The sequence below is a fragment of the Streptomyces sp. NBC_00525 genome (genome assembly GCF_036346595.1).
In the GTDB taxonomy this organism is placed as follows: domain Bacteria; phylum Actinomycetota; class Actinomycetes; order Streptomycetales; family Streptomycetaceae; genus Streptomyces.
This window is the reverse complement of sequence record NZ_CP107834.1, coordinates 6,732,492-6,749,540: the sequence shown is the minus strand read 5'-3', so window position 1 is coordinate 6,749,540 and position 17,049 is coordinate 6,732,492. Positions and strand designations below refer to the sequence as shown.

Here is a 17,049-nt window from a genome sequence, read left to right as displayed (position 1 = left end):
CGGATGACGGGCTCACCGGCACCCGCCCTGCTGCGCACCCCGACGTCCTTTGGACACCCCGATCCCGATCATTCTCGGTTCCGCGTCCTACGACACGTCGTACACCGACCGCGCATCGCTACGGACCGGATCACCAGGATTTCTGCGCAGTGGAGCCTCATGCGCAGTCCACGGCACCTCTCCTGCATCGCGTTCGTCCTCCATCTCCGCCTCATCCACATCCAGAAAGGGCTGAAGCGTGGCCTGGAGGGCAGTGGCGCCGAAGGCGCCCTGCTCAACCAGCTGCCGCATCTCCATGGCCGTGCGCAGGTCTTTGTCGGTGCGAGGTCCAGGGGTCTCGGCTTCACCATGCAGTAGCCCTCTGCACGGCGGAGCCCGCCGGGCGCGGGTATGGCACTGAGGTCCGGCACCCCGGCGGGACCAGCCATAACAGCAAGCACGATCAGAACCCCTTGAGATTCCCATCACCAGGAGGGCAACACCCCAGTCCACAAAGGCCGGTCGTGATGCAGCTCCACAGGTGACTGACACCGGGATGCCCGACTACGCCTCGGTCTCCAGGGCAGCCCGCCAGACCGGGCTGTCGACGTAGTGGTTGTCGAACCGTTCCGCGGAGGCGGCGATCTCCGCGGGGTCGGCCTCGCCCCGCATCACCCGGCCCAGCAGGCGCAGGTAGTCGAACCGGCCCATGCCCGGCGTGAACACGAACAGCACGTCCGCCTCACCGTTCGGCGCCGCCGCGAAGGCGTGCGGGGTACGGGGCGGCACGGCCAGGAAATCACCGGCCTCCAGGACGGTGACCTCCTCACCGATCAGCACCTGCAGGGAGCCGCCGATCACGAAGAACAGCTCGGTCGCCTTGGTATGGAAGTGGGCGGGTGCCCCTACGGCGCCCTTGGCGAAAGTGGATCGATAGCTGGTGAAACCGCCGGTGGTGCTGTTCGTGTCGGCGAGCAGCGTCATCACACTGCTGGGGTCGGCACAGGTCTCGGCCTCGGTGTGACGGGTCAGCACCAGTGGTACATGGGTCTCTGTGTTCTTCATGTCGGGTCCTTCCTGATTCTCCAGAGAGGGTCGTGCAGGGAGCGGAGACATCTGCCGGTCCCCGGCTCGGGAAGCGGCGTGCGGTGGGCGTGGGTCAGCCGAAGATGACGGCGGGTTCGCCGGTGTACCAGGTGTTGTCGATGCGGAGCCGGCGGATGACCCATCGGTCGCCGTCGCGGACCAGGTCCACGTCGTAGGGGTTCTTCAGCAGGGCGTGCGTGGCGGGGTCGGCGATGAGCAGGTGCTGTGCTTCCACCAGGGCCGTGAGCCGGGCGGTGTCGCCGTCGATCGAGATACGCGTGTTGGTGATCTGGTGTGTGGTGTCCACCCGGCCGGTGAACATGGCCAGGATGGTGGTGACGATGGCATCGCGTCCGGACATCAGCGGGGGCTCTGCGCCCCATGCGGAGGCCGCGGGACGGAAATCCAGCTCGGCGTCGACGGCGAACGCCGAGGCGAAGAGTTCCTTGTCCTTCAGGTCCTGGCCCAGGCCGAAGCGGTGGAGTGCGTCGGTGATTTCCGCCCGGTCCCTCAGTTCGGCGACGGTCGCGGCGATGTCGTGCGCGGGGGCGGTCAGGGCGCGGTCGTGCGTGACGTACATGATGTTCTCCCGTGCGGGTGAGGTGCCCTGGCAAGGGCTTGGCTCTCATCGTGCTGAGGACCGCACAGAGCATCAACGCGCTTCTGGGCAACGACCGTGAAGCCACGATTAACGATGGGAGGGTGCGGGATGCTGGAGCGGCACGAGCTGGAGGTCTTCCTGACGCTTGCCGAGGAGCTGCACTTCGGCCGTACCGCCGAGCGGCTGCACGTCTCCACGGCCCGGGTCAGCCAGACGGTCGCCAAACTGGAGCGCCGCATGGGCATGCCCCTGTTCCACCGCACCAGCCGCCGGGTGGAACTGTCCTCGATGGGACAGCAGTTCCTCGAAGAGGTAAGCCCCGCGTGGTCCCGGATCACCGAAGCGTACGAGCGGGCCGTCCAGGCCGGGAAAGGGCTGACCGGGCTGTTGAGGATCGCCTTCACCGGACCTGCGGCGGGCCAGCTACTGGCCGGGGCCAAACAGGCCTTCCGCATGCGGCACCCCGACTGCGAGGTCGAGATCAAAGAGGCACACCTGCCACAGGTCCTGCCCTGGCTGCGCGAAGGTGAGGTGGACATCGCGCTCACCCGCTACCCGATGCGCGAGAAAGGTATCGTCACGGGACCCGTCCTGGTACGGGAAGCACGCATGCTCGCCGTGCCGGCAGAACACCCCTTCGCCCGCCGAACGACCGTCTCCGTCGAAGACCTGGCTCGCGTGACCCTGCTGCAAATACCCGAGACGCTCCCGGAACCCCTGCGCCGGGACCAGGCACCGAGCCAGACCCCCGCCGGGAAACCGATCAAGCTCGGCCCACCGGCCATGACACTCAACGAAACGCTGACACTCGTGGGAGCCGGAGAGGGAGCCTTCATCGTCGCAGCCCACACAAGACGGTATCTCGCCCGCCCCGACGTCGCATATATACCCTTCACGGATGCCACACCGGTGAACTGGGGCCTGATCTCGTCCATCGACAGTGCGACAGCCCGCACACGTGCTTTCAACGAAGCAGCACTCAGCCTCCTCCAGACACCAAAACCACACCCCTGACGCTTCGTGGCTATCGTCAGGCGCTGCGCGGCCGCCTGGAGCGCGAGGTGACGAAGCGGTGGCAGCCGCAGGTCCGCGCGAAGGTGAGGAAGAAGGGCGGCGACCACGACCGGGCTGGTCGTCTCCACCCGCGCGCACTTCGGCTTCGAAGCCGCCGGGGGTAACAACCGACGACGTCCGCATACGGGACATCACCCAGGCCTTCTCAGGGCGTGTCAGACGCCCACTCTCTGTCCACACGCGATCCGCGGCCTCCTGGAACATATGAGCGATCACAAGCAGCAGCCGGCCCCGAGCCGCGGCACAGTCCTGGAAGCCCTCGTACAGGCGGAGCGGCGGGTGTACACCCGGCCCGTGCCGGAATCTGCAAAGGCCCAGGTGAAATTTCTTCTCACGCGGGCGAAGGGGCCGGCCAAGGCCCTGGCGGAGCGCCTGGGCTTCTCACGCCGGACCGTGGAGCGCTACCGGGCCGGGAAGCTGACGACCCCGCAGAAGCGCCTCATGGAGCACGCAGGGGTGGCTGTGCGAGCGGTGAAGCGCGCGTCCCAGTGGGCGAGACGTGCCTCGTGGGCGCGGAGGCACACTGCGGTCGAACGCCTCACCGCGGGGAAGGGCGCCGGCGCACCGCTGCGAGGAATCCTGTGGTGAGGGCCAGCAGCAGCAGCGCGAGGCCTGCAAAGATCACAGGATTCACCCAGCCTGGCGCCAGCTCGGTTCCCACACCGTCCGATGTGACGCACTGGGCACTGACCGGCAACGTCCATCGCGTCACTATGTGATCGCCAGGTACGCCCTGCGCTGCGCACATTTGATCCGGGTCCAGGATGTAGAACCCCGACAGCACGCCCCACGAGTACGCTCCGAACGCCGCTGCGCCGGCCATGACCGCCAGCAGGACGGAGGTGGCGAGGTTTGGCAGGCGCCCGACCAGGATCGGTCGCTGCTTACGGACCCGTAGGACGAAGACGATGGCAGCGCCCAGGAGGACCCCGGGCGCCAGAAAGGGTGCAAAGAGCACTGCAAGGAACAGAAGATCAGCCACGTCTGCCCAGACATCACCCAGGGAGGAGCGGTTCCAGCGGAGGTGGTGACACCCGCCCAGCTGCCGCGGAAGACGAGTCGAACACACCGCACAAGAAACTGACCGTACGATTCACCCGACGCGGAATCCAGCATGGGTTCCCTCCGGGCAGGTGGTTGTGGTGGTCGGCTACGACGTGGTCACGGCGCCGGGGCTCACCGCGGCCGGTCTGCTGGGTGCGGTGAGCCGCCCGCACAGGCGACCGTGCCGTGCCGCTCGGAGTGGATCACCAGGCCGGGTGGGGTCGCGGGGCGTTTGGGTCAGCCGAGCGTGTACACGTAATCGTCGTACAGGCCCAGGAAAGCGCCGACGGCCAGGCCGACGATGAGGGCGTCGATGGCGAGGCCGAGGAGCAAGAGGGCCACGTTGAACACGGTCTCAACGGAATTGCGCAGCCACGACTGGCAGGCCGCCACGGTGCCAGGGCGCTCCGGGTGGTAGGCGACCGGGATGTCCTCGGCGCGGCTCTGGGCGTACATGGCACGGCTCTGGCCGTGCAGGTCCATGTACACGAAGTTCCCCGTCCCGCCGAACTCGTCGGTCGCGCCTTCGCGCCGTACCGCCACGACGGTGATGCCCTTGCGGGGCAGGTACCACTGCTTCCAGACGATCTTCAGCCCCATGTAGCCGCCCGTGGTGAGTGTAAGGCCGATGGGGAGAAGGACCAGGACCGACAACCCGAGGACCGCCTGCGACGTGATACCGACAGCCACAGCGAGCACGACGGTCACGAGGGCGACGGTCTTGAGCCAGAGCCTGAACACGCGCGTACGCCTGTCCTGCTCGGACTCGGGGGGCTCGGTCAGGGCGCGGACCGTGACGAGGGCCGAACCGTCGGCGGTCTCCCCGGCCTCCTCGGCGCGCTCGGGCAGGGCCGCGTTGACCGCGTCGGCGAAGACCGTGACGGCCGCCCGGCTCAAGCCGTCGACCCGGTGAACGGCCGGGGCCGTCCCGGCGGGGGCGGTGAGCTCCACGGCGACCGCGCTCCCTTCGGCGCGGATCCGCCGGACGGCCTGGAGCGGAATCCGCGTCTCCACGTCCGCCCGGCTCAGTACCAGGTCGTCGCCTTCGGATTGGAGGACGGCTCCGCCGGAACCACGCAGGACGGGTATGGGTGAGGTGAGGGACATGAGCGTGATCGTAAGCGCTGAACGGGCCTGTCTCTACTGATCATTTCAGAACTTGCAGCACACCAGGCACGACAAGATCATCTCGCCCGTGACCAGAAGGACGCATCAGGCGCGAAGGCTCAACCGCAGTCCGAGCAGGTGGCGTAGACGAGCAGAGGCAGCGCGGAGGTTGCCGAGCTTCCTCACCTCGTCCGCTTCAAGCTCCAGCCGGTCTGCGAGAGCAAGCACGGCGGCGTAGGGCCGTTCGCCCTCCTCGAGTTTCGCGGCAACGGCGCCGAGGACGGCTCGCAGGACGTCAGGGTTCGCGCCGGGATGTTTTGCCAGCAGACAAAGGAGCCGGTTGTCGTTCCAGATGCTGTCTCGGGCCGTGCTCAGCTCCTGCAGGGCGACTGGCGGGGTGTGGGGATTTGCAGCCAGGGCCTGCCAGACGAAGGGGTACGGACATTGCGCGAGACGCTGCAGCACAACGCTGTCCTTCTCCGCATGCGCCGACACTGCTCAGAACCCGTCCGCCCCTTGCTGAGAACACGATCATGAGGGACGGGCTGTTGCGGAGGTACGCGCGGTAGCACGGAGGCGGGGCGCCACTTCGCGGGCCACGTCGCCGGTGCGGCAATCGCACACCGTCGTGCCCACCGGCTCGCCCGTTGTCCGGTGGGGGTGTTCAGCGCCGCGTGGTGAAGCAATATCGGTTTCCGCCGTACAGCTTGGTGTCCGCGGCGAAGCCGGGTTTCTTCGGACGCGCGCGGTACCGAACCGGTCTTCCTGCCCAGCCCCTCGGACCGCAGATTCACGGCAGTTGGTTGAATGCCTGGTCGGCGTCGGCTGTGGCTTCGGGGTGGACGTCGTGGGCGGTGCGGCCGTGGGCGATCTTCTGCCAGTTGGTGCGGGCGAGCACCCGTTGGACCGCGAGTACCTGGGCGGCCAGCAGGCGTGCCTGGATGTCTTCGCCGAGGGCGGCCGCCAGTGCCTCTTCGTCTTCGAGTTGGTAGCGCGTGAGCCGTGCCGCCAGGCTCGGTGTGGTGAACACCAGCCGATGGAATGCCACCACCTCGGGATGGTCGTTGAGGCCGGTGACGGGGTCGTTCTGATCGAGGCCGGCCCGGAAGTGCTGGTGCAGCGCCGTCACCGGCCTGATGCCGGGTTCACGGTCCCGTACGACGCGTGCGGCCTCGCCCTGGTGATCCGCAAAGCGGTACAGCACCAGGTCTTCCTTGGTGGGGAAGTACCGGAAGAGAGTTGGCTTGGAGACCTCGGCCGCCGCAGCGATGTCGTTGACCGAAACGCGGTCGAAGCCGCGCTCCAGGAACAGCGAGACGGCCGCGCCTGCGATGGCGTCGCGCGTCCGCTCCTTCTTACGGGCCCGCAGTCCCGTCAACTCGCTCATCTGACCACTGTAACATTTGTGACTGAGTTGCATTTTTAACTGAGTAACGATTTCATGGGCGCATGAATCAGATAGACCACTCCCCCGTGCTCGTCACTGGGGCCACGGGCCGGGTCGGCCGCCTCGTCGTCGACCAGTTGCTCGACGCGGGCGTTACGGTCCGGGCCCTCACCCGCAGCGCTGCTGCTGCGGCGACTCTGCCGGCGAAGGCCGAGGTCTTCGTCGGTGACCTCACCGTGCCCGAGTCGCTCGACCCGGCGTTGAGCGGCGCCGGTGCGGTCTTCCTCGTCTGGACCGCCCCGCCTCAGACCGCCGCGGCGGTCGTCGAGCGGCTGGCAGCCCACGTGCGGCGGATCGTCTTCCTCTCCTCCCCGCATCAGACGCCGCACCCCCTCTTTCAGCAGCCCAATCCCATGGCCGTGCTGCACGCCGACATCGAAAGGCTCATCGCGGCCACCGGACTCGATGCGACGATCATCCGGCCGGGGATGTTCGCATCGAACTCACTGGCCTGGTGGGCGCCCGCGATCCGGGCCGGTGAAGTCGTGCGGTGGCCGTACGGCGCTGCCGAGTCCGCACCGGTCGACGACCGCGACATCGCAGCCGTCGCGGCGCGGACGCTCTCTGAGGACGGATACGTCGGGGGCGACTACGTCCTCACCGGCCCCGAATCACTGACCCAAGCCGCGCAGCTGGACGCCATCGGTGACGCCCTGGGGCGCCGGATCGCGTTCGAGGAGATCACGCCGGAGAAGTTCCGAAGCCTGTGGGCGGGTACGGCGCCCAGCTCGGCCGTCGACATGCTGCTCGCCGCGTGGAAAGCGGCGGTCGGGCAGCCCGCGTACATCACCACTGCGGTGGCCGACATTCTCGGGACATCGCCGCGAACGTTTCGCCAGTGGGCCGCCGACCACGCCTCCATGTTCACGGAGGGGTCGTAACCGCCGCGCCGGGGCGGTGAGGAGGCACGACAACCCGGACAGGACCGGCGTGCCCGCCACCTCGCCCATGCGGTGCGTAAGCCCCTGTTCGAACGTGTCGATCTCCCCGAGGGGTGGTTCGCTCCGCTGATGGCGGCAGCCGTGTATGACCCGGACCCCAGTTTCTGCCGCTGGTTTGTCGAGCCGGCGGTCTACGCATTCGGACGCCGCCGTGTGATGGCGGCCTTGGTCGACTACCTACGGATCGGCACGGATGCCGAGCGCGCCGGTGCCACGCGGGCCTGGTACAGCGCCCATGTGCCCTTGCGCGCAGACCGGTCTCCGGCGTACGCGCCGACCGAGGTACGTGATCCCGCCCTGGACGAGGCACAGGACATCAAGGCCGCCTGGCTGGAGGCATGCCTGCGGGTGTTCGCCGAATCCACCGACCTGCGGATGCGCCACCGTGTCCTGCTGGCTCTGCCGACCTCCAGCGCGGCCTATCCCCCATCGCTGTACGAACTACTTGAAAGCACACTCGCATCCGCCCAGGGACATCCCGACCCGCGCATCCGCCGCTGGGCCGCAGCAGCAGACCACACAGGAGCCTGGTGAGCCCGTGATGCCCAGCAACCTTCTGCCGCCACCATCGAGCGGTGCCGGAAACGGTCCAGCCAAGAAGTTGGGGAAGGACGCCGGCTCACTTTCCCCACGTCGAACCACCTGCACCTGTCCGCAATGCCCTGACCACGACCACAGGCCGGGCCGAAGCCCATGCCCGCCCGATGCCCCCGGGCCGGCCGTACGAGGGCCAACCTCGCACCGTACGCACCGCGCGTGCCGCCCTTCACCACCTGGGCGACCGGTGCGACTCGTTCGGCGGGTGCTTCGGAACCCGGCACGGGCGCAGCGGCCCGTGCCGGTTCCGGATGGCTCGCGGAGCCGTACGTACGCCGTCCCCGCCGCGTCGAAGTACGCGGTCAGCGGCTGTGCGACGGCTCCGCCCCAGGCAGGGCTACCCGTGGTACGTGATGTAGCCGTTGCCGTCGCGGTCGTTGCTCTTCTTGCTGTAGGAGTGGACGTCGGCGCGGGCGCCCGAGGGCTTGTACAGGTAGATGGTGTCCTTGTCGTTGTTCCAGATGAAGTTGCAGTTCTGGCGGTAGACCACGTTCTTGGCGTCGGAGTCGGTGCCGCGGTTGCCGCGAAGCTTTACGTAGTCGCCGGGCTGCAACGAGTGGGACTTGGTGAAGGTGAACCTGTTTCCGGCGGCGTCCTTCACGACGTAGCCCTTGAGGTTCACCGTCGCGGTGCGCGAGTAGTTCTTGATCGTCAGGTACTCGCTCGCGGCGTTGCCGCCCGAGCACTTGTTGGAGTCGCGGCCCGGAGCGTCGTACTGGACGCCCTTGATTTTCAGGGCCGAGGAGTACTCGGCCGCCTGGGCCGGGGCCCCGGCCACGAGACCGAGCGAGACGACCGAAGCCGCCGTCGCGGCGGCGGTCAGGGCATGACGGACACGCATGAGGATTCCCCCCTCTGTGGTGCGGATGCAGCGTGCCGGAGCCTATCGAGAAATATGACTATCTGGTGAAGGAATGCGGGAGAGGGCGTAGGCGACGGCGGTTGTGCGTGGCACTCTCCGTCCCTGCCAACCATCGCCCTTGGGAGGTGCCCTTCACGCACGGGCGAGCCGCACGGGCGAGAGCCGCGCCGGTATCCGGTGGCACCACCCAAAACGACGTGCGGTCGCTGCCCGGTCGTGCTGGGATCAATCCCTATGAACGACTACTTTCTCAGTGAAGCCGACTTGGTGGACAGGATGGAGCGGAACCTGGCGGAACACGCCTGCCATCTGCACCGAAGCATGTCCGGTGCGACCGTCGCGGAGACCGGCGATCTCCTGGTCGCTGACAGCGGCCTCGACGACGACACGTTCAATATCGTCGCCGCGGCCCGCTTCACCGCCGGCGACGCCGCAGCCCGCATTGCCGAGACCATCGGGGCGCTGGCCGGCACCGGCCGCAGTTTCTCCTGGTGGGTGGGGCCTGCCTCGACACCGACAGATCTCACAGCCCGCCTGACGGCAGCCGGACTGCCGGTCTCCGAGCATGAAACGGCGATGTGGGCCAAGTTGGACGGCGGCCTGCCGATCCCCTCCGTCCCGGGTCTGGACATCCGAACGGTGAATACGCCCGAGCAGCTCGCCGACTACGCCGCGGTCCTCGCCGCGAACTGGAATCCACCCGCTGAAACGGTCCGCGCCTTCTTCGCCCGGGCCGCGTCACAGGCGTTGGCCGCCACCTGCCCGGCCCGGTACCTGGTGGGCTACGTGGAGAACCGTCCGGTCTGCTCCGCCGAGGTGTTTCACCACGCGGGGGTCGCCGGCATTTACAACATCTCTACCCTGGCCGCCCACCGCCGGCGCGGATACGGCGGAGCCATCACGGTCGCGGCCCTTCACGCCGCCCGCGAGCGAGACCACGGCATCGCGGTCCTTCAGGCCTCGGCCGACGGTGAGCCCGTGTACCGCCGCCTGGGGTTCCGCGACTGCGGCCAGTTCGTCGAACACGCCCTCAATACCTGAACCCCGGCGGTTCCACGGACATCTGCAGCAATACAGGGAGGCGTAGCTATTACGGGGGCGCACACCTTGTCCGCACAGTCCCGGTTGGGGGCGAGGCGCAGCCGAGCCGGCCCTGGGCGGGCACCCGAGCCCTCTCCGCCGTGCGAAGCTGTGTGCCATGGCACCTTCGGTAGTCCGTGGACTTCCTCTGCCCGCCCTGCTGACGTCGCTCATTGCTCGCGACCTTTGGCGTCATCCGGGCGATGCGGTGCTGGTGAAGGCCATTCCGTGGTTCAAGGACCCACTTGGCTTCGTGTCGAACCCTGAGCAGATGGCGTACGCGTCCCAATCAATGGACATGTTCGCCGATGATCCACACTCCGCATTCTTTCGCCAGGCACGCGGAAGCAGGAGCGTCGCTCCGCTCGAGCTTCCATGGCTTGACGTTGACCAGGCAGTGCTGATCGCCACCACTCGCCATCCCGGTGATGACGGCGCCTTGGCTCTCGACTACCGGACCGACCCCTCGGACCCCCGCGTCGTCGGCAGTGACTTCTGGGCAGACCCCCTCCTGTGCGAGTGGCGAGTCGTAGCACCTACTTTCTCGGGCTTCGTCTCCGATTTGGGCCTGTAGCTGCTGCAGTCGTGTCTCGCTGCCGCGCCGCCGGTGACGTAGGTGCCTGGAGGACGGGCTCGGCTGTCGCTGACCACCTTCGGCCTTTGCCCGTCGCCCGCTGCGGGAACATTCGAGCGTGTGATTCTCGGACAGACACGCTCTAGCATGCAATGCGGCTCGACACCCCCAGTAGTGCGCCGGACCCGTTGGGGGCAGGGCCGGCGCAGTGTGTTGCTACGGGCGCGGGATGTCGGTGGTGACCTGGTCGAATCGGACGAGATGAGGAACGAAGGAATACGAGGGGTGCTTCGCCTGGAGACGTGCAGTGGCATCGTCCAGATACGCCCACATGTCGGCCGGGTCTGCGCAGACGCCGAACGTCGCGTCGCTCAGCACTTCCATGTCAGGGCTCCCGATGTATGCCACGTACTTGAGAGTTTGGCTGCCACTGGTCATGAGTGTCTCGGCCTCCTTCGAGGTGCTGTGTGGTGTGTGTCCGTTCTTGCCACCCGCGGGCTCGGCCTCGGCGGCCTGAGCGGTTCCGGTTGCCGTGAGAAGTGTCGATGCGACAGCTGCGCCGGTGGCACCCACGAGCGCGCGCCGGGAAATGTCTGACACGGTCCCTCCCCCTACTCTCGTGGCCCTCCTACGAGGGCTCACGGCTGACGCTACAACCGCGTCTTTGCCGGGGACGAGCCATTGCGATGAATGGCGCCCGTGGTTTGTCCCAGAGCCGAGCCCAGTCGGAAGCCGCGCCACACAACTCCGCTAACAGCGGGGCCTCCCTGCTGGACGTCACGCGGTTCGTCAACTCGATGACGCCTCGTCGCGGTCGCCTGCCCTCGTGCTGAGTGGTGGGCGCCAACGTCCTTTCGGAGAGGGCGCGTTGGTGTTCGTGTCGATCCATGATCAGTGCGGGGGCTTCCCCCGTGTTCGTTGGTACAGCCGATCGTCCGGCGTAAGCGATGGCATTGCTTGCGCTGGCCGGAATACGCACCCACGGTCGCCGGTTGGAGCAGAACGTGCATGATCCTCAGACGTCGTACGACGGCATACACCCCCTGCTTGCCGAGCGTTTCAGCCCCTACCGGTTCGATGCTTCGGCGGTGGTCGACGACCGTGCCCTCGGGCTGCTGCTGGAAGCCGCGCGGTGGGCACCGTCCGCAGGGAACTCTCAGCCGTGGGGCTTCTTCGTCGGCAGGCCCGGTGAGCCGAAGCATGATCGGTTGCTCCCGTACCTGGCACCGAGCTCGGCTCGCTGGGCGACGGATGCGGGCCTGCTCGTCGTCACGCTGACGCGCCGATACGTCGATGACACACAGCTGACCTACTCCGAGTTCGCGGACTACGACCTTGGTCAGGCCGTCGCTCACCTGACTGTTCAGGCCCAGGTTCTCGGACTTGCCGCGCACCAATTCCGCGCCTTCGACCTGGAAGGGCTCACCAAGGAGCTGGAACCGAACCCGGGCTGGGTGATCGTCTCCATGGTCGCGGTGGGCAAGGCGGCTGACGGGCCTTCAGAGGGCCGCGACCGGCGAAGCGTCGCGCATTTGCTCTCCGCCCCCTGGTCGCCGGCGGAATAGACGGCGGGTCGCGTGGCGCCGGGCGCCGTACTCCGATCGCTCCCCCGTCGCTCGGTTGCACCCTCGATGGCGGCTACTCCGGCTGCGTTGTTGTGCGGGCCGACGGGCGATAATCGTTCTGTGGACTGGTTGGAGCGGGCTCGGACGGCGGAACAGCTTCAAGAATGGGACGTGGCTATCGCGCTGGTACACCCGCGTGCCGAATGCTTCTCGGACGATCCCGACATGCACGACAACCACCTGTGGCACATGGATCTGCTGGCCCGGGCAGGACGGATTCCAGAGCTTACGAAGCGTGCCCTCACGGACAGCCACGCACGTCGGCGGCTCAACAGATTGCTTCGAGAACGGGGCATGGCGGCGGCGCTGCGCGACCGCGCCGAAGAGGGTGACCGTGGCGCCTTGTACGTGCTTGTGCGGCTGCTGTGCGAGACGGGTCGGGTGCAAGAAGCCGAGGGGGCGATCCAGGAGATCGGACCGGACGACCAGTACGCACGTGACATCGTGGCAAAAGAGCGTCGGCTGTAAGGGCGCAGCGGTCTGCCGGGCCGTCGCCGTCCTACCGACTGCGACGGGCCCCTTCCGTACGGTACGAGGCGGGTCCGTGCCACGGCGCCGGAGCGAGCATCACCCGTCGTGGGACCTGCAGCATCACCCGGACCGGCATCGACGTCTGCCGGGGAGCCGGTACGCGTGGCGGAGGCGGTGGAGGAGCGGAAGGGTGCCGATCACCAGCGCGACCCGCGCCGGCGCGGCCTCCCTTCCGGAGGGCGGCGCCGGCGTCAGCGGGGTCGGCAGTCGGTCAGTTAGGGAAGGAGAAGTACAGCGTCTCGCTGTAGAAGGACGCGAAGTGGTTCTGCCAGTCGGTGCGCAGTGCGGTCAGCCAGTCATCGTTTCGACCGGCGATCGCCGCCTCGGCCTTGGCCACGGTGTCGGGGATGTCGGTCGACACCAGGTACTGCACGCTCGCTACGGGATCGTCGCCCTCCATCGAAACGATCTCCCCGGTTTCGAGGATGAAGTACTTCGCCTGCTGCTTCTCGAGGTGGGCCGTGGTCCTGGCCACGCACTCGTTGAACTCGGCGTCGTTCTCCAGGCCCTTGCCGACCGCGTGCAGCAGGTCACGGAGCAAGGCCGCCCCATCGGCGTAGTCCGCGGCAATGCCGATGCGGGGGTTCCAGATCATGGACGGGACGATCGTCGTCCCTCGTCCCACCAGAAGCTTGTGCGCGAGCGGAATGGCCCAATTGTGCTCGGATATGCACCGGATTGGTTTGGGTATGTCCGCCTCGTTCGGCGTCGAGTCGGCGGCGTAGAGATACGAGCGATTTGCCATGGTGGGGACGCTAGCACCGGGGACCGACAACGCCGGAAACCGGCAAACCTTCGTACCGCCCACTCGGCTCGGTCGGCTCACCACTACCGGGCTCCCGTTGGAGGCACGTTGTTCGGCCGTTGGACCAGGTCCAGAACGGCGCGGAGAGCCTCGGCTGCTTCAACATCAACTCGGGCGGCAACACCCCCGATCTTCGGCTGGTGGTGGCGGGGCGAGCTCACGGTCAAGGCGTACAACAGCTACAACTGCGAGAACAGCTACAGCTGGGGAACCCTCGTCTCCGTCCCGTACTCCCAGAGCGGCGACTGGAGACCTACGTCACGGGTTACCAGAGCGGTTGCCCTGATTGGCGTCGGCTCGTTGCGCCAGGCACGGGCATAGCCCCAGGCGCGTGCAGAGGTCCTCCACGCCGGGGCGCATCACGCTCTCGCCGACGACGACGGCGTCCCCCACTCCTCGCCCGTTTCCACTGCGGGCAGCATGCCCAAGACTGGGATCGGCCTTCCGCACCCCGCCACCGGAGCGCGGCAGCCTGCCGGACGGCTGCGGACCGGTGCGTGTACCGGGTGGCTGTACGTGGGTCGAGTTGTCGGAGGTGGCTTGTACTCTGCACTCAGTCGACGATCACGGCTGTGGGGGCACGGGGACTTTCATGCATGACGTACATCCGATCCGAAGCCGCAGGCCGGGCCTCTCGGTCGGTGCGCGCATCATGGCCGTGGTGCTCCTCGTCGCGGTCGGTGCCGTCGGCGCCTGGCTCCAGCGCGACTCCGGCGGTCGGAGTGCGCCGCCTCGTACGGAGTTCGCCGCAGGCAATCCGCCCGCCGGTCTGCCCACCGCGCTCACCACCGGCCAGCATCTGCGCTGGTCCCGCTGCACCTCACCGCCCCGCGCGCGTACGGGATACGACTGCGCCGTGATGAAGGCTCCCCTCGACTACCGGAAGCCGACGGGCAAGACCATCGACGTGTCCCTGATACGTCGGAAGGCGACCGGGTCGAGCGCCCGGCGCATCGGCTCGCTCGTCCTCAACTTCGGTGGTCCCGGTGTGTCCGGCGTGAGTGGACTGCCCGATCACATCAGACAGTACGAGTCGCTTCTCGACCGCTACGACCTGGTCTCCTTCGATCCGCGCGGCGTCGGCGCGACCATTCCCGTGCGCTGCGGGAAGACCGCAGACGACATGGGCTATGAGGGGGCCGACGCCTGCGCGAAGCACTCGGGGGCGATCCTGCCGTACATCGGCACCTCGCACACCGCCCGCGATATGGAGCTGATGCGCTATCTCCTCGGCGACAAGCGGCTGCACTACTTCGGTGTGTCGTACGGGACGGCGCTCGGTGCCGTCTACGCCCATCTGTTTCCGTCGCACGTGGGACGACTAGTCCTGGAGGCGTCCGTCGATCCGACCAAGGACCTCACCGAGGAGCAGGTGTCGCAGGTCAAGGCGGTGCAGGCAGCCTTCGACAGGTTCGCTGAGCATTGCGCGGCCCGTATGCGCGACTGCCCGACCGGCGACGGACCGAAGGAGGCGGCGCGGCGCATGACGCGTCTGGCCGACCGCCTGGAGAAGAAGTCCGCCCCGGCGGCTGCCGGGAGCAGCCTCGACGCCGACAACCTCGCGTACGCCGTCAGCGGCTTCCTCGACCGCGGTACGGATGGCTGGTCGCCGCTCGCCAAGGCCCTCACCGCGCTGATCGACCACAATGACGGCGGCCCGCTGAGCGAAGGCCTGGACGACGGTGGCGCGGCCGAGGCCGCCGACGCGCCCCACGACAACGGCCGCACCGCCCTGACCGCGATCACCTGCGCGGATTCCAGCCTGCGGCCCGATGTCGAGCGCCTCGCCGAGGACGCGGCACGCGTCGAAGCCGCCTCGCCCGTCTTCGGCGCGGCCTGGTCCACCGGGGTGTACCTCTGTTTCGAGTGGCCCTTCGACGGCGAGCGCGCCACGCTCCAGGTGGACGCGGGCGGTGCGGCACCCGTCCTGGTGGTCGGCGGCACCGGTGATCCGACCACCCCGTACGCCGGAGCCCGCCATATGGCGCGGGACCTGGGCAAAGGCGTCGGCGTGCTCCTGACGGCCGAGGAGGAGGGACACGGTACGTATCCGGGGAACCGCTGCGTCGTCGAGGCGGTCGACCGGTATCTGCGGACGGGCCGCACCCCGGCTCCGGGGACGGTGTGTGAGGGGAGCATGTCCTGACGGGGCCGAGGCGTGAAGCGCTTTCTGCTCGACCGCGTCCAGGTGTGCGCCATCCTCGGCTCAGCGGGCGCCCGCCAGAGGGCAGGCGCGCCGGCCGAGTTCACCGTACGATCACGATGACGTGCTCTTCTCCTCCTCGGGCTCGTCCGGGTGGACCACACCGTCCTCGTCGAGGCGGAGGTGCAGGACGGCTGGAGGCTGGGAGGCGATGTCCGAGGGGCGCTGGGATTCCGGGCCGTCCGGGCCCCAGCGCACCAGGCGCCGGATACGGGCGATCCGGTACGTGGTGCCGTGGGCCTCGAGCTCGTTGAGCATGCCCTCACGGAGCCGGTCGGAGGCCGCCGCGTACTCGGCCAGTTCCGCGACTGCCGGGCTGGTCCCCTCCGCGACGACGCTGTGTGCGTCGGTGTCCATGAGGGCGCCGATGGGGATCAGGCCCCGCATGCGTGGCTCCCACACGGTCAGGATGAAGTTCAGGGACTTGCGCGCGTCGTGCGGGGTGGCGTGCAGCCGGCCTCCCATCGTCCAGCCCTTGTCGCCGGAACGCTCGACGACCATGAAGCCGGTCGGCATGAGCACGACGTCGGGGTGGGTCTTCACGGCCCGAGCGGAATCGCGGCGTACGTTGTCGGGATATCTGCTCCCGGTGTAGGCGAGAGACCTCAGAGACAGCCGTTCCACCCCCTGGACCGGAGACAGAGGCGCGTCCGGGTCGAGGACCAGGCCGTCATCGACACCCGGACCACTTGAGTGGTCCCAGGTCGGGTTGAGCGGTTCCACATCGGTGGGCCGCGGAAACTCCAGGCCCCCGTCCGCGTTCATGCCCGCGTACTCCTCGGCGCGCACCACGCGGTATCGGGTATCGAGCACCGTGAGATCGGTGAGTTCTTCGGTCTCCAGCCGGCTGACCGCCGCGAGCAGCGCGCGCCGCTCCGTCTTGTCCTTCGCGTCGTCCTTCGCCCTGAACCACAGCCGCGAGTTCAGCTCGTCCCGCGCCACCTGCGGACAGCTGTGGGTCACCTCGATGACCACCCGCCACCGTCGTCCCTCCCCCTCCTTCTGCGAAACCACCCCGAAGACCGGTCCGCGTACCGCCACCGTCTGGCGCAATGCCGCATCGCGGGCGTCGGCCTCCATCGCGGCCTCGACGGGCTCGACCGGAATTCTTACGAGAACGGGCTGCTGGCCCATGGCGTCCTGTTGCCTCATGCCCACATCCTGGTGACAACAGGCAGCCCTTCAGGGCGATTTGCCGCAAGACCACTCCCCCGTGGCTGGTGGGAGCCACGCACCGTACGAACAGTCGCTCCTCAGTCGTACATCTGCACGACCACACGGATGTCTACGGGTCCTTTGGCGTGAAAGACTGTTGCCGATCACGGCTTACTCCCGCATAGTTCCAGTTTTCAGGCTGGCAGGGGCTGGTCCCGCAGCGTTCTCCCTTGAGCGCACCGCCGGGTCGGCGGCACGTTCAGGAGATTCGATGGCAACGCCGGAGCAGCACGAGGACCGCTGGGGCCAGGGCGGTGTGTTCGGTCCACCACCTGGTG

General features: G+C 67.8%; 18 protein-coding genes. 8 read left to right on the top strand and 10 right to left on the bottom strand.

Translation table 11 applies throughout. The features are described 5' to 3' along the window. Positions 1-543 precede the first annotated feature (543 nt). Both OG710_RS29560 and OG710_RS29555 read right to left on the bottom strand, forming a co-directional pair. Positions 544-1,044, bottom strand: a complete 501-nt coding sequence (locus OG710_RS29560; RefSeq protein WP_330237507.1) for a cupin domain-containing protein — start codon at positions 1,042-1,044, stop codon at positions 544-546. 94 nt (positions 1,045-1,138) lie between these two features. Then, positions 1,139-1,645 (bottom strand): nuclear transport factor 2 family protein, encoded by a 507-nt coding sequence (locus OG710_RS29555; protein ID WP_330237508.1) that lies wholly within the window; start codon positions 1,643-1,645, stop codon positions 1,139-1,141. A gap of 129 nt (positions 1,646-1,774) precedes the next feature. Between OG710_RS29555 and OG710_RS29550 the strand changes: the two genes are divergently transcribed. After that, complete coding sequence (locus OG710_RS29550; protein WP_330237509.1) at positions 1,775-2,680, top strand: LysR family transcriptional regulator; 906 nt, start codon at positions 1,775-1,777, stop codon at positions 2,678-2,680. 598 nt (positions 2,681-3,278) lie between these two features. Here OG710_RS29550 and OG710_RS29540 read toward each other — a convergent pair. The 4 genes from OG710_RS29540 to OG710_RS29525 form a co-directional block, all read right to left on the bottom strand. Further along, the gene (locus tag OG710_RS29540) at positions 3,279-3,722 is read right to left on the bottom strand and encodes a hypothetical protein (protein WP_330242108.1); all 444 of its coding nucleotides are present in this window, start codon (positions 3,720-3,722) and stop codon (positions 3,279-3,281) included. 299 nt (positions 3,723-4,021) lie between these two features. Continuing rightward, positions 4,022-4,891, bottom strand: a complete 870-nt coding sequence (locus tag OG710_RS29535) for a hypothetical protein (protein ID WP_330242107.1) — start codon at positions 4,889-4,891, stop codon at positions 4,022-4,024. Between the two features lie 105 nt (positions 4,892-4,996). Further along, entirely contained in the window at positions 4,997-5,356 is a 360-nt protein-coding gene (locus OG710_RS29530; protein WP_330242106.1) for a hypothetical protein, read from the bottom strand. A 325-nt stretch (positions 5,357-5,681) separates the two neighbouring features. Further along, positions 5,682-6,278 carry a TetR/AcrR family transcriptional regulator gene (locus tag OG710_RS29525; RefSeq protein WP_330242105.1) on the bottom strand — a complete coding sequence of 199 codons (597 nt, stop codon included), beginning with the start codon at positions 6,276-6,278 and terminating at the stop codon, positions 5,682-5,684. A 62-nt stretch (positions 6,279-6,340) separates the two neighbouring features. Between OG710_RS29525 and OG710_RS29520 the strand changes: the two genes are divergently transcribed. Together OG710_RS29520 and OG710_RS29515 are read left to right on the top strand one after the other, a co-directional pair. After that, complete coding sequence (locus OG710_RS29520; protein WP_330242104.1) at positions 6,341-7,219, top strand: SDR family oxidoreductase; 879 nt, start codon at positions 6,341-6,343, stop codon at positions 7,217-7,219. 129 nt (positions 7,220-7,348) lie between these two features. After that, positions 7,349-7,813 carry a hypothetical protein gene (locus OG710_RS29515; RefSeq protein ID WP_330242103.1) on the top strand — a complete coding sequence of 155 codons (465 nt, stop codon included), beginning with the start codon at positions 7,349-7,351 and terminating at the stop codon, positions 7,811-7,813. Positions 7,814-8,213: 400 nt separating this feature from the next. On the opposite strand, the gene OG710_RS29510 is transcribed toward OG710_RS29515, so the two are convergent. Beyond that, a complete protein-coding gene (locus OG710_RS29510; protein WP_330242102.1) occupies positions 8,214-8,717 on the bottom strand; it encodes a lamin tail domain-containing protein in 504 nt (167 codons plus the stop codon). Between the two features lie 297 nt (positions 8,718-9,014). Here OG710_RS29510 and OG710_RS29505 point away from each other — a divergent pair, with 297 nt between their 5' ends. Beyond that, positions 9,015-9,779 (top strand): GNAT family N-acetyltransferase, encoded by a 765-nt coding sequence (locus tag OG710_RS29505; RefSeq protein ID WP_330242377.1) that lies wholly within the window; start codon positions 9,015-9,017, stop codon positions 9,777-9,779. A 157-nt stretch (positions 9,780-9,936) separates the two neighbouring features. After that, the gene (locus tag OG710_RS29500; protein ID WP_330242101.1) at positions 9,937-10,392 is read left to right on the top strand and encodes a hypothetical protein; all 456 of its coding nucleotides are present in this window, start codon (positions 9,937-9,939) and stop codon (positions 10,390-10,392) included. Between the two features lie 216 nt (positions 10,393-10,608). Here OG710_RS29500 and OG710_RS29495 read toward each other — a convergent pair whose 3' ends face one another. Beyond that, the gene (locus tag OG710_RS29495; RefSeq protein ID WP_330242100.1) at positions 10,609-10,992 is read right to left on the bottom strand and encodes a hypothetical protein; all 384 of its coding nucleotides are present in this window, start codon (positions 10,990-10,992) and stop codon (positions 10,609-10,611) included. Between the two features lie 404 nt (positions 10,993-11,396). Here OG710_RS29495 and OG710_RS29490 point away from each other — a divergent pair, with 404 nt between their 5' ends. Continuing rightward, positions 11,397-11,957 (top strand): nitroreductase family protein, encoded by a 561-nt coding sequence (locus OG710_RS29490; RefSeq protein WP_443064342.1) that lies wholly within the window; start codon positions 11,397-11,399, stop codon positions 11,955-11,957. A 171-nt stretch (positions 11,958-12,128) separates the two neighbouring features. Then, complete coding sequence (locus tag OG710_RS29485) at positions 12,129-12,485, top strand: hypothetical protein (protein WP_330242098.1); 357 nt, start codon at positions 12,129-12,131, stop codon at positions 12,483-12,485. Between the two features lie 274 nt (positions 12,486-12,759). Here OG710_RS29485 and OG710_RS29480 read toward each other — a convergent pair whose 3' ends face one another. After that, positions 12,760-13,293 carry a DUF7822 domain-containing protein gene (locus OG710_RS29480; RefSeq protein ID WP_330242097.1) on the bottom strand — a complete coding sequence of 178 codons (534 nt, stop codon included), beginning with the start codon at positions 13,291-13,293 and terminating at the stop codon, positions 12,760-12,762. A 652-nt stretch (positions 13,294-13,945) separates the two neighbouring features. Between OG710_RS29480 and OG710_RS29475 the strand changes: the two genes are divergently transcribed. After that, the gene (locus OG710_RS29475; protein ID WP_330242096.1) at positions 13,946-15,499 is read left to right on the top strand and encodes an alpha/beta hydrolase; all 1,554 of its coding nucleotides are present in this window, start codon (positions 13,946-13,948) and stop codon (positions 15,497-15,499) included. Positions 15,500-15,610: 111 nt separating this feature from the next. Here OG710_RS29475 and OG710_RS29470 read toward each other — a convergent pair whose 3' ends face one another. Beyond that, positions 15,611-16,708 carry a DUF5954 family protein gene (locus tag OG710_RS29470; RefSeq protein WP_330242095.1) on the bottom strand — a complete coding sequence of 366 codons (1,098 nt, stop codon included), beginning with the start codon at positions 16,706-16,708 and terminating at the stop codon, positions 15,611-15,613. Positions 16,709-17,049 lie beyond the last annotated feature (341 nt).